Source organism: Streptomyces sp. NPDC014995 (assembly GCF_043080745.1).
Taxonomy (GTDB): Bacteria; Actinomycetota; Actinomycetes; order Streptomycetales; family Streptomycetaceae; genus Streptomyces.
In genome coordinates, this window is record NZ_JBIBVX010000004.1 from 415,268 (window position 1) to 427,943 (window position 12,676).

Annotated in this window: 9 protein-coding genes; 5 read left to right on the forward strand and 4 right to left on the reverse strand. The window is 72.6% G+C overall.

All coding sequences use genetic code 11. The features are described from left to right. Positions 1-24: 24 nt before the first annotated feature. Positions 25-1,377: a mucin-1 gene (locus ACF1A1_RS11590; protein ID WP_391998992.1), complete on the reverse strand. Its 1,353-nt coding sequence runs from the start codon at positions 1,375-1,377 to the stop codon at positions 25-27. A 181-nt stretch (positions 1,378-1,558) separates the two neighbouring features. On the opposite strand from ACF1A1_RS11590, the gene ACF1A1_RS11595 reads away from it, so the two are divergent. The 4 genes from ACF1A1_RS11595 (at position 1,559) to ACF1A1_RS11610 (ending at position 5,937) form a co-directional block, all read left to right on the forward strand. Next, entirely contained in the window at positions 1,559-2,578 is a 1,020-nt protein-coding gene (locus tag ACF1A1_RS11595; protein WP_391998993.1) for a LacI family DNA-binding transcriptional regulator, read from the forward strand. A gap of 115 nt (positions 2,579-2,693) precedes the next feature. Beyond that, complete coding sequence (locus ACF1A1_RS11600; protein ID WP_391998994.1) at positions 2,694-4,037, forward strand: ABC transporter substrate-binding protein; 1,344 nt, start codon at positions 2,694-2,696, stop codon at positions 4,035-4,037. A gap of 64 nt (positions 4,038-4,101) precedes the next feature. After that, positions 4,102-5,091 (forward strand): carbohydrate ABC transporter permease, encoded by a 990-nt coding sequence (locus ACF1A1_RS11605; protein ID WP_391998995.1) that lies wholly within the window; start codon positions 4,102-4,104, stop codon positions 5,089-5,091. 3 nt (positions 5,092-5,094) lie between these two features. Further along, on the forward strand, positions 5,095-5,937 hold the full coding sequence (locus ACF1A1_RS11610; protein WP_391998996.1) for a carbohydrate ABC transporter permease: 843 nt from the start codon (positions 5,095-5,097) through the stop codon (positions 5,935-5,937). A 103-nt stretch (positions 5,938-6,040) separates the two neighbouring features. Here the strand turns inward: ACF1A1_RS11610 and ACF1A1_RS11615 are convergent, their stop codons facing one another. Continuing rightward, positions 6,041-6,445: a MerR family transcriptional regulator gene (locus ACF1A1_RS11615; RefSeq protein ID WP_391998997.1), complete on the reverse strand. Its 405-nt coding sequence runs from the start codon at positions 6,443-6,445 to the stop codon at positions 6,041-6,043. 466 nt (positions 6,446-6,911) lie between these two features. Here ACF1A1_RS11615 and ACF1A1_RS11620 point away from each other — a divergent pair, with 466 nt between their 5' ends. After that, positions 6,912-8,420: a SulP family inorganic anion transporter gene (locus ACF1A1_RS11620; protein WP_391998998.1), complete on the forward strand. Its 1,509-nt coding sequence runs from the start codon at positions 6,912-6,914 to the stop codon at positions 8,418-8,420. 43 nt (positions 8,421-8,463) lie between these two features. Here the strand turns inward: ACF1A1_RS11620 and ACF1A1_RS11625 are convergent, their stop codons facing one another. Beyond that, positions 8,464-10,920: a SpoIIE family protein phosphatase gene (locus ACF1A1_RS11625; protein ID WP_391999000.1), complete on the reverse strand. Its 2,457-nt coding sequence runs from the start codon at positions 10,918-10,920 to the stop codon at positions 8,464-8,466. Positions 10,921-11,233: 313 nt separating this feature from the next. Further along, the gene (locus ACF1A1_RS11630; RefSeq protein WP_391999002.1) at positions 11,234-12,661 is read right to left on the reverse strand and encodes an ATP-binding protein; all 1,428 of its coding nucleotides are present in this window, start codon (positions 12,659-12,661) and stop codon (positions 11,234-11,236) included. Between the last annotated feature and the right edge of the window lie 15 nt (positions 12,662-12,676).

Consider the following 12,676-nt stretch of genomic DNA (forward strand, 5'->3'; position numbering starts at 1 on the left):
CGCCGGCCGGCCCGGCCGGCTCCGTCAGCCCGTCGTGCGCGGGCCGGGCCAGATGGCCGAGGCGTCGTCGCGGTGCGGGTCGGGCAGGCGGACCGGGCGGACGGCGACGGTCCGGGCGCGTCCTTCCGTGACCGCCGTCCACGGGGCGGGGTGACCGGAGTAGCACAGGGTGGTGAGGGCGAAGACGCCGTCGGCGTAGACCTCGACGTACTCGCCGACGGTCAGGATCCGCACGGTGGAGGCGGGTTCGGTCAGGACCGTCTCGCCCAGCCGTGACCCGTCGGGTCCGGTGACCCAGAGGTTCTTGCCGTCGCAGCCCACGGTGAGGGCCGGCCGGTCGCCGCCGGGGGCGGTGGTGCGCAGGGTGACGTCCACGGGCCCCGATACGTCGAGGTCGCCGACCGCGTGCAGGGTGGGCCGGTCGGTCTCCTCGCCCAGCCAGGCGTTCAGGCCGGGCCACCACTCCAGGCGGGGGGCCGCGTCCGGCGGGGTGACCAGGAGTTTGGGCTGGGCGATCATGCCGCGGCAGCGTTCGCCGGTGTCGGTGAGGCCGACGCGGCGGGGGGTGGTGTGCATGACGACGCGTGCGCCGTCGGGCGCGGTGATGACCCGGGGGGCGTACGCACCCGTGGGGCCGAGCGGGCCGCGGCGGGTCCAGGGCCCGCGGAGGCGGGGCGCGGTCCACGCCTCGAAGCCACGGGTGGCACCGATGGAGCCGAGGAGCAGCCAGCTGCCGTCGTCGAGGCGTTCCAGGACCGGGCACTCCAGTTCGTCGACGTCGCCCGGGGAGACGAGCGGCGGGTGGACCGTCCAGTGCTCCAGGTCGTCGGAGGTGGCCCAGGCGACGCAGCCGCCGACCTCGACCGGGAGGGAGGCGTCGGCGGCGCAGACGGCCATGACCCAGCCGTCGCCCTCGTCGTCGCGGACGACGAACGGATCGCGCCAGCCCATGCGCTCGCCGGTGCGGTACCAGCGCGCGTCGGCCTCGACGACCGGCGCGGTGCCGTGGCGGCGCCAGCCGGTCCCGTCGGTGCGGTCCGAGTAGGCCAGGCCGACCGACTGGAGCGGCCAGCCGCCGTCGGTGAGGCCGGAGACGCCCGTGTAGAACATCGCCATCCCGTCGCCGTGCCGGACGGGGTGCATGGTCCAGACGGCCTGCTCGTCGAAGCGGCCGGGCAGGCCCGTGCCGAAGGCGGTGCCCGCGGGCTCCCAGTGGACCAGGTCGGTGGAGGTGGCCCGGCCGTAGGAGGTCTCCATCCGCAGGTGGTCGAAGTCCGGGGTCCAGGGGCCCTGAAGGTGCAGCACCGCGTACGTGCCGTCGTCGTCACGCAGGAGGGCGAAGTCGTTCACCACGAGGCCGGGCGGGGCGTATCGCATGCACAGTTCCTGTCGGCTCCCAGCGCCCAAACGCGTGCGCTGATCATTGACCGCGAAGGTCTCACTTGAGAATCGGCCCAAGTAAATATGAACGCAAACGCTTGCGCAACAAACTGGGCAGGTTTACGGTCTCGTCACCGCCAGCTCACACCGACGTGAAACCAACAGGAGGAAGTGCGCCGTGACGGTCAGCATCACGGATGTCGCCCGCGCCGCCGGAGTCTCCGCGTCCACCGTGTCCCGCGCCCTGCGCGGCCGGACGGGCGTGTCCGACGAGGTGCGGGCCCAGATCGCGGCCGTCGCCGCCCAGCTCGGCTACACCGCCTCGCGCTCCGCCTCCAGCCTGGCCAGCGGACGCACCTTCACCATCGGGGTCATCGCCCCCTACATCGGCCGCTGGTTCTTCGGCACCGTGCTCGACGCCGCCGAGAAGGTGTTCAGCGCCGCCGGCTACGACGTCCTGCTGTACAACCTGGGCTCACCGGAGACCCGCAAGCGCTTCTTCACGAAGTTGCCGGTGCGCAAGCGGGTGGACGCCGTGCTGTCGCTGCTGATCCCCGACGAGGAGGAGGCCCTCGCGCTGCGCTCCCTCGGGGTGCCGCTGGCCACCACCGTCGGCGTCGCGCGGGACGGTTTCACGGTGGTCGGCATCGACGACCGGGCCGGGGCGGAGAGCGCCGTGCGGCACCTGGTGAACCTGGGCCACCGCAGGATCGGCATGATCTCCGGGGCCAGCGAACCCCTGCACTGGACCACCCCCGTCGACCGCCGCCGGGCCTACCTCGACGTGCTGGCCGACGCCGGGATCGCGCACGACCCGGCGCTGGAGGCGGACGGCGACTACACCGTCGACGGCGGCGAGCGGGCCATGACCGAACTGCTCGCCGCCTCCCGGCCGCCGACCGCCGTGTTCGCCCAGTCCGACGAGATGGCGATGGGCGCGCTGCGCGCCCTGCGCCGCCACCGGCTCAAGGTGCCGGACGACGTCTCCGTCGTCGGCTTCGACGACCACGAACTCGCCGACGTGATCGGGCTGACCACCGTCGCCCAGCCGGTCGCCGGACAGGGCGCCGAGGCCGCCCGGCTGCTGCTGCGGCGGCTGGACGAGCCCGACGCCGAACTGCCCGCACACGTACAGATGCCCATCCGCTTCGTCCTGCGCGACACCACCGCCCCGCCGGACCCGCGCGGACCCCAGTAACCCCGCAAGCCCGTACGCCCGCGAGCCGGCGGGGCCGCTCAGCCCCGCGCCCCCACGCCGGAAAGCACCCGCAGCCGCACCCTCAACCCTGCACTGACGCACGGAGGCACCCACCATGGACGCACGAAGCAGAAGGTACCGCCGCACGGCCCGTACCGGCCTGGCCCTCGCCCTTCCCCTGGCGGCGCTGGCCGCCTGTGGCGGAGGGGGCGGCACCGACGCCTCCGCCGAGGCCGGCAGCGGCAAGGGCACCATCAGCGTCTGGGCCCACCAGGGCCAGAAGAGCGAGGACGCCGCGTTGCAGGACGCGGTGAAGTCCTTCAACTCCTCGCAGGACAAGGTCAAGGTCGAGCTGAAGCTGATCCCCGGCAACGACTACACCAAGACCATCACCGCCACCGACGCCTCCAAGCTGCCGGACGTGATGGAGTTCGACGGCCCGACCATGGCGAACTTCGTCTACAACAAGAAGCTCGCCCCCCTCGACACCTACGTCTCCTCCCAGACGATGGCCAACGCCACCGACGCCGGCAAGGCGCAGGGCGAGATCGGCGGCAAGCACTACGGCCTGGGCATGTACGACTCCGGGCTCGGCGTCTACGGCAACAAGAAGCTGCTGGACGCCGCCGGGGTGAAGTACCCCACCGGCCTGTCCGACGCCTGGACCGCCGAGCAGTTCACCGACGCGCTCGCGGCGCTCAAGGCCAAGGACGCCGACGGCAAGGTCCTCGACCTCCAGGAGGCCAACGGGTACGCCACGGAGTGGGGCACCTACGGCTTCGCCCCCGTCGTCTGGTCGGCCGGCGGCTCGCTGCTGAAGGGCGGCAAGGCCGAAGGCGCCCTCGACACCCCGGCCGTGGTCTCCGCGATGAAGACCTTCCAGTCCTGGAAGACCTACGTCGACCCCAACACCGACGGCAACGCCTTCGCCAAGGGCCGCGTCGCGCTGAGCTGGGTCGGCCACTGGATGTACCCGGCCTACAGCGAGGCCCTCGGCGACGACCTCGTCGTGATGCCGCTGCCCGACTTCGGCAACGGACCCAAGTCCGGCCAGGGCTCCTGGGCCTGGGGCATCGGCGCCGCCACCAAGAACGCCAAGGCCGCCGGCACCTTCCTCGACTACCTGCTCACCGACCGGAACGTCACCGCGATGACGAAGGCCAACGGCGCCCCGCCCGCCACCAAGTCCGCGCTCGCGGCGAGCGACCTCTACCGGCAGGGCGGCCCGCTCCAGCTCTTCGCCGACCAGCTCGCCAAGCCCTGCGGCGACAGTGACATCACCGAGTCCTGCGTCACCGTCACCCGCCCGGTCACCGCCGGATACCCCACGGTCACCGCCCAGTTCAGCGAGGCCCTCAGCGCCATCTACGGCGGCGCCGACCCCAAGAGCGCGCTGGAGAAGGCCGCCCGCGCCATCGACCAGGACTTCTCCGACAACGCCGGCTACCAGATCCAGTAGGCCCCATCGGCCGGGGCGGGCACACGACCGTCGGCCCGCCCCCGCCGGGAACAGGACCCCACCCGTGAAGACCGTGGAACCCGCGCACGCCGCGCCCTCCGGCCCGGAGAAGGCCCCACCCGTGAAGAACGCGAACCCCGCGCGGCCGGCGCGAAAGAGCCGCGACCGGTTGCACGGACTGCTCATGTCCCTGCCCGCCGTCGCCGGACTCGTCGCCTTCGTCGGCATCCCCTTCGGCTACGCCGTGGTGCTCTCCTTCTACAACGTGCGTCTCGGCTCCCCCCTGGCGCCGTCGTTCTTCGGACTGGAGCAGTACCGGCGGCTGTTCGCCGACCCCGACATGTCCGGCCCGTTCCTGCGGGCCCTGCTGAACAACCTGACCTTCGCCGTGGTCGTCGTCCCCGTACAGACCGGGCTCGCCCTCGCGCTGGCGATCCTGCTCAACCGCAAGCTCAAGGCCATCGGCCTGTTCCGGTCCTTCTTCTTCATGCCGGTGGTCTTCCCGATGGCGCTGGTCGCCGTGATCTGGCGGCTCATCCTCGCCCGCAGCGACCAGGGCATGCTCAACTCCCTGCTCGACGCGGTCAGTTTCGGCAACTGGGGCGCCTTCGACTGGCTCGGCGACGGCGCCACCGCCATGGCCTCCATCATCGTGCTGTCCGTCTGGCAGGGCGTCGGCTTCCAGATGGTCATCCTGCTCGCCGGTCTCCAGCAGATCCCCACCGAGCTGTACGAGGCCGCCCGGCTCGACCGCGCCTCCCGCTGGCAGCAGTTCCGCCACGTCACCCTGCCCGGCATCCGCGGCACCCTCGTCTTCGTCGCCATGCTCACCTCGGTGCTGTCCTTCCGGGTCTTCGACCAGGTCTACGTCCTCATCCGCGGCGGCGGCCTGGACGAGGACGCCACCCGCACCGTGATGTACCAGGCCGTCACCACCGCCTTCGACCAGAACAACATCGGACAGGCGTCCGCGATCACCGTCGTCTTCTTCCTGATCGTCGTCGTCCTGACGCTCATCCAGCGCCGCGTCGTCCGGCCCGGAAACGAGGACTGACCCATGGCCACGACCCGCACACCGCTGCGCCGATTCGCCGACTACGCCGTCCTCAGCGTGCTCGCGTTCGTCTTCACCCTGCCCGTCCTCTACCTGTTCCTGGGCAGTCTCAAGCCCTCCGACCAGGTCCTCGACGGCCTGTCCGGCTTCCTCCCCACCGGCCTGTCCTTCGACAACTACGCCGCCGTCCTCGACGCCCTCGACTCCGACAGCACCGGTTACTTCTGGCGCTTCATGGGCGTCTCGCTGCTCCTGGCGTTCGTGGTCGTGACCGGGGGCCTGTTCGTCAACTCGATGGCCGCGTACGGACTGTCACGGCTGAAGTGGCGCGGCCGGGAAGCGGTCTTCACGCTCGTCCTGCTGCTGATGCTGATCCCGTTCGAGTCGGTGGCCGTCCCGCTGTTCTACATGTTCAACGACCAGCGCAACACGCTCTTCATCCAGGCGCTCCCGTTCATCGCGAACGCCTTCTCCGTCTACCAGTTCCACACGTTCTTCCGCTCGATCCCGCCGAGCATCGAGGAAGCCGCCCGCATCGACGGCGCCGGCCCCTGGCGCACCTTCTTCGCCATCATCGTGCCCATGTCGAAGCCGGCCTTCGCCTCCGTGGCGATCCTCACCTTCCTCACCCAGTGGGGCTCCTTCCTGTGGCCGGTCCTGATGGTCTCCGACCCCTCCGTCCGGCCCCTCCCCCTGGAGATGAGCGTCTTCCAGGGCCAGCTGCCCCCCGACTGGGGCCAGATCCTCGCCTTCGGCGTCCTGCTGGTGCTGCCCGTTCTCGTGGTCTTCGTCTTCTTCCAGCGCTGGTTCGTCCAGGGCGTGGCGAGCTCCGCCGTCAAGGGCTGAGCGGCGCGGCCGTCATACGGTCCGCCAGGGCATGTCCGGGGCCTTGTCCAGGGCCTCTCCGGGGCATGCCCTGTCCGCGTCGACCTTCGTCGCGGAGGGGACGTCAGTGTGCGGGGGTCCCGGCCAGGCGCTCCGCCAGCGTGGCCGCGAACTCCTCCGCCCGGGAGAGCCGGGTGCGCAGTTCCTCGACCCTCTGCCGGGCGGCCCGCTCGAAGCCGCGGATCCGTTCCAGCAGTGCCTCGCGCTCCTCGGGCGGCAGTTCGCCGCCCGAGTCGAGGCGGTCGGTGGCTTCCAGGAGGGCGCGCATCTCGTCGAGGGCGAAGCCGAGCGGCTTCATACGGCGGATGACCATCAGGCGGGCGACGTCGGCCTCGGTGTAGAGGCGGAAGCCGCCCTGGGAGCGGGCGGAGGGGATGACGAGACCGGTCTCCTCGTAGTGCCGGATGGTGCGCAGCGACAGCTCGGTCCGTGCGGCGACCTCGCCGATCTGCATGTGCTCGCTGCTCACGCGGGGTGCCTTCCTCGTCTCTCGCTGCGGCCGCGGGCGGCCGGCGCCGATCTCTACTCTAACGTTAGGGTAGAGTTGCCCGGGTGTGGGGCCGGCTGCCGCCGTGCCCCGTTCCCATGGTGCGGGACATTCTCCCGTCACCTCAGCCGTGTCGGGGCCGACGAAGCCCCCGGCGAAGACCGAAGTCCCGCGGAAGCAGGGGAGAGCGTGCGCTTGTCCGTGATGCCCGGCGCCGCCGCCTGTCCGCCGTGACCCTTCGCCCGCCGTGACCCTTCGGCCACCGTGACCCTTCGGCCCCGAGCAGCGGCCGGTTCCCCCGTGGGTTCCTCCGCCGCCCCCCACCGACCGCCAGGTCCGCCGCTCGCGGACTCCGCGGCAGGCCGCCCCGGGCCTCCATGTCTTCCCGCCTCCCCCGCGCGCCCGCCGTGATGCCGGGTGTGCCCGAGCACGACAGGTTCCTCTCGTCTTGTCCTCCTCCGCACTGTCCCCGGCCGCGTGGTCGCGCGGCGCCCGGCGTCCCTCCTGGCTGTCCGATCCGAAGGTCTGGCGCACCGAGGTGCTGGCCGGTCTCGTGGTCGCCCTGGCGCTGATCCCCGAGGCGATCTCGTTCTCGATCATCGCCGGGGTCGACCCGGCGGTCGGCCTGTTCGCCTCGTTCACGATGGCCGTGACCATCGCGGTCGTCGGCGGCCGCCCGGCCATGATCTCCGCCGCCACCGGAGCCGTCGCCCTGGTCATCGCCCCGCTCAACCGTGAGCACGGCTTCGGTCACCTCGTCGCGGCGGTCATCCTGGCCGGCGTCTTCCAGATCGTCCTCGGGGCGCTCGGGGTGGCGAAGCTGATGCGGTTCGTGCCGCGCTCGGTGATGGTCGGCTTCGTCAACTCCCTGGCCATCCTCATCTTCATGGCGCAGGTGCCGGAGATGACCGACGTGCCGTGGGCCGTCTACCCGCTGATCGCCGCCGGTCTGGCGCTGATGGTGTTCTTCCCGAGGATCACCACGGTGGTCCCGGCGCCGCTGGTGTCCATCGTCATCCTCACCGTCATCACGGTCGCGGCCGGGATCGCGGTGCCGACCGTGGGCGACAAGGGCGCCCTGCCGTCCGCGCTGCCCGTGCCGGGCCTGCCGGACGTCCCCTTCACCCTCGACACCCTGACGACCGTCGCCCCGTACGCGCTCGCCATGGCGCTGGTCGGCCTGATGGAGTCGCTGATGACGGCCAAGCTGGTCGACGACATCACCGACACCCGCTCCTCCAAGACCCGGGAGTCCGTCGGCCAGGGCGTCGCCAACATCGTCACCGGCTTCTTCGGCGGCATGGGCGGCTGCGCCATGATCGGCCAGACGATGATCAACGTACGGGTCTCCGGTGCCCGCACCCGGCTCTCGACGTTCCTGGCCGGAGCGTTCCTGATGGTGCTGTGCATCGTCTTCGGGCCGGTCGTCTCCGACATTCCCATGGCGGCGCTGGTCGCGGTGATGGTCATGGTGTCGGCGGCCACCTTCGACTGGCACTCCGTCGCGCCGAAGACCCTGAGGCGGATGCCGGCCGGGGAGATCACCGTCATGGTGGTCACCGTCGTGTGCGTGGTCGCCACCCACAACCTCGCCGTCGGCGTCGTCGCCGGCTCCCTGACCGCCATGGTCGTCTTCGCCCGGCGCGTCGCCCACCTCGCCGAGGTCACCGCCGTCACCGACCCCGACGACGCCACCGTCGTCTACCGGGTCACCGGCGAGCTGTTCTTCGCCTCTTCCAACGACCTGGTCGGCCGGTTCGGGTACGCCACCGACCCCGACAGGGTCGTCATCGACCTGTCCGCCGCCCACATCTGGGACGCCTCCTCCGTCGCCGCCCTGGACGCCATCGAGACCAAGTACGCCCAGCGCGGCAAGACCGTGGAGATCATCGGGCTGAACGAGCCCAGCGCCCGGATCCACCAGAGGCTCAGCGGCGAACTCGCCGGCAGCCACTGACCGGCGGGCCACTCGCCTCTCGCGCGGCCCCGGCACCGTGGCGTCACGACGGCCACGGTCCGGCCCCCGCCCCCTCCGGCTCCTCCACCACCTGCTCCGCCCAGATCGTCTTGCCCTTGGTGCCGGGGCGGGTGCCCCAGCGCCGGGCGAGCTGGGCGACCAGGAGCAGGCCGCGGCCGCCCTCGTCGTAGGTGCGGGCGCGGCGCATGTGGGGTGCCGTGCTGCTGGAGTCCGAGACCTCGCAGATGAGGTTCCCGTCGAGGATGAGGCGGAGCTGGATGGGCGGTTCGGCGTGGCGGATGGCGTTGGTGACCAGTTCGCTGACGATCAGCTCGGTGACGAAGGCGGCGTCGGCCAGGCCCCAGGCCGCCAGCCGGTCCACCGCGTTCTTGCGGGTCTCGGCGACGGCGGCGGGGTCGGGGGCCACGTCCCAGGAGGCGACCTGGGAGGCGTCGAGTGCGCGGGTGCGGGCGACGAGCAGGGCCACGTCGTCGACGGGCCGGTGCGGGAGCACCGTGGCGAGGACCGTGTCGCAGAGGGCGTCGAGGGAGGCCGCCGGCGTGGTCAGGGCCCGGCACAGGCGGGAGACGCCGTCGTCGATGTCGTCGCCCCGGGAGGTGTCCCGGGACCGGATCAGGCCGTCGGTGTAGAGGGCCAGCAGGCTGCCTTCGGGCAGGTCGACCTCGGCCGCCTCGAAGGGCAGTCCGCCCAGACCCAGCGGGGGTCCCGCCGGCAGGTCGAGCAGTTCCACGGTGCCGTCCGGGCCGACCACGGCCGGGAGCGGGTGCCCGGCCCTGGCGATCGCGCAGTGCCGGGAGACCGGGTCGTACACGGCGTACAGGCAGGTCGCCCCAACCTCTCCCGAACCGCCGTTCCCGCCGGCCTCCTCCGGGTCCTCCGTCTCGGTGGCGAGCCGGCCCACCAGGTCGTCGAGGTGGGTGAGCAGTTCGTCGGGGGGCAGATCGATGTCGGCGAGGGTGCGTACGGCCGTACGCAGCCGTCCCATGGTCGCGGACGCGTGGATGCCGTGGCCCACCACGTCCCCCACGACCAGTGCCACCCTCGCCCCGGACAGCGGGATGACGTCGAACCAGTCCCCGCCCACCCCGGCCCGGGCGCCGGCCGGGAGGTAGCGGGAGGCGACCTCCACCGCGGACTGCTCGGGCAGCCTCTGCGGCAGCAGACTGCGCTGGAGCGTGACCGCCGTACCGCGTTCGCGGGTGTAGCGCCGGGCGTTGTCGATGCAGACCGCCGCGCGGGCCGCCAGTTCCTCGGCGAGGACGGCGTCGTCCCGCTGGAAGGGGTCGGGGTGCCGGTGACGGGCGAAGACGGCGACGCCCAGGGTGGTCCCGCGGGCCGACAGGGGCACGGTCATCACCGAGTGGATCCCGAAGTCGCGGACCCGGGAGGCCCGCAGCGGATCCCGGGCGACCCAGTCGGCGACCGCCGGGTCGGTCACCCGGTGCCGCAGCGAGCGTCCGGTGCGCAGACTCTCGACCGGCGGGGAGCCCTCCGGGTACTCGTCCGCCGCACCGGCCGCCACGGCCACCTCGGGCCTCCCCGGAAGCACCGACTGGTGGGCGACGCGCCGCAGCACCAGCGGGCCGCCCGTCCGGTCCGCGGACACCTCGGCCCCGTCCTCGAAGAACGACATCAGCAGGTCGACGCTGACGAAGTCGGCCAGGGCCGGAACCGACACGTCCGCCAGCTCCTGCGCGGTCCGCATCACGTCGAGGGTGCTGCCGATGCGCCCGCTGGCCTCGGCGATCAGCTGGAGGCGCGTGCGGGCCGACTGCTGCTCGGTGATGTCGTGGGCGGAGAGACAGACACCCTGGGCGCGGCCGTCCGGGTCCCGCAGCGGCGACACGAAGACGGACCAGGCGTGCTCGCGGTTCTCACCGGCCGCGCTCAGGAAGTTCTCGCGGTACCGCGGCTCGCCGGTCTCCAGCGCGCGCAGCATGTCCTGCTCGGCCAGCTCGCCCGCCTCGTCGTCCACGATCTCCGGGACGCGCAGCCCGCGCATGTCGGCCTCGGTGAGCGCCACGGCCCGCTCCATGCCCTCGTTGGCCCGGCACAGCCGCAGCCGCGTGTCGTAGAGCGCCATCGCGCAGCAGGGGGACTGGGCGAAGCTCCAGGCCACCAGCTCCTCGTCGGCCGGCTCGCGCTCCCGTCCGGTCAGCGGGGCGAGCACCAGCCAGCCGGCGTTCCCCCGCTCCGGCGTCCTGTGGTGGGCCAGCACCCGGGTCACGACGCGGTGACCGTCCCGGTGGCGCAGGGCGAGCGTTCCGTGCCATCGGGGCAGCTCGGCGAGGGGCGGGAGATCCCCTGCCGCCGGCTCCTCGGCGAGCAGGGCCGCCGCCGGCCGGCCGACGACCTGCTCCGAGGCGTACCCGAGCAGCTGTTCGGCGCCGTCGTTCCAGCCGGTCACGGTGCCCTGCTCGTCGACAGTGACGCGCGCGGTGAGCGCCTCACCGACGACGACGTCCGATCCGCCGCCCATCTCACACTCCCCAGATGTCCCCCTATATTGCATTATTCACCTATCCACCTCACGGACGGGCACGGCATCCCACCTCACGGACGGGCACGGCATCCCGCCTCCCGCCCGGCGCACGGGGGAAGCGTCCCGGCTGCTCGAGCCGAGGGCGAGGGCAGGAGCGGGGACGGGAGCGGGGGCGGCGACGGGGGCGGCCCGGTCCGGACAGGGGCAGAGGCAGGGGCGGCGGGAGAGCGGGAGGCCGGGACGCGGCGATCGTCACGGCCTCGGCCAGAGTGCCGCCGTACGCCTCGATCCCCTCCCCGAGGGGCGCGCGCTACGCCCGCTCGGTGCCCCGGTCCCCCGGTCCGCCCCCCACCGTGAACCCGATCACCGATCCCCCGCCCTCCCGCCGGAGGGCGAACGGCGCTCCCCCGTGCGCCAGGGCCACCTCGCGCACGATGGACAGGCCGAGGCCCGAGCCCGGCAGGGAGCGTGCGTCGGCGGCGCGGTAGAAGCGGTCGAAGACGCGGGTGAGGTCGGTCTCGGTGATGCCCGGGCCGCGGTCGAGGACCTCGACGCGGACCGTGCCGGGCCGGGCGGGGCCGGTGACGTTGACCTCGATGGGCGCCCTGCCCTCGCGGTCGAACTTGGCGGCGTTCTCGACGAGGTTGGACAGCGCCCGCTGGAGCATGCCGGGCCGTCCGTCGGTGGTGGTGTCGCCGCTCGCCCGGACCAGGATCCGCCGGCCGGTGCGCCGGCGGGCGAGGCCGGCGACCTCCTCGGCGAGGTCGGCGAGATCGACCCGCTGCGGCGGCTCGGTGTCCGACTGGCCGGCCGCGAGGTCGACCAGCTCGTTGACCAGGTCGGTGAGTTCGCGAGCCTCCTGGCCGAGGTCGGCGACGAGCTCGTCCCGGGTGGCGGGCGGCAGCTCGTCGATGCGGCGCAACAGCGAGATGTTCGTACGGAGCGAGGTCAGCGGGGTCCGCAGTTCGTGCCCCGCGTCCTGGACCAGGCGGCGCTGGTCCTCCTCCGACTGGGCGAGGCGGCCCAGCATGCGGTCGAAGGCGCGGCCGAGGCGGCCGACCTCGTCGTAACCGGTGACGGGGACCTGGACGCCGAGCCGGCGGGTGCGGGCGACGTCCTCCGCGGCGGTGGTGAGGATGACCAGGCGGTGCGTGATGCGCCGGGCCAGCCACCAGCCGAACAGACCGGCCGCCGTCACAACTGCGCCCATCAGCACCAGCGTCCGCTGCTGCAAGGCCCGCAGCAGGTCCTCCGTGTCGCTGAACTCCTGCGCGACCTGCACGGCGCCCCGCCCGCCGCCCAGCGCGACCGTCGCGACGCGGTAGACGTCGTCGCCGACGTCGACGTCCTTGTGCTCGGTGAGCGTGCCGCTGGTGGCGGCGGCCGCGACCTCCCGGTCGGCGGCCTTGACCGGCAGCCCGGGGTTGCCGGGGTCGACGACCGCCCCGTCCGGCCCCAGTACCTGCACGTCCGTACGGGCCGGCCGCACGATGTCGTGGCCCGGCGCGGTGGACGAGAAGTCCTCCGGGGCCATCGCCTGGTCGCGCACCTCGTCGCGCAGGTCCTGCACGACCTCGTCGAACACCGACTCCTGGTCCACCCGCACCAGCCGGGCCGCGGCCGAGTACGACAGCACGCCGATGAGGACGGTGACGGCGGCGGTCACGGCGGCGAAGGACACCGCGAAGGTGGTGCGCAGCGAGACCAGTCTCGGCCGTCGCCGGGACACCCACCGCATCGGACGGCCGCCCAC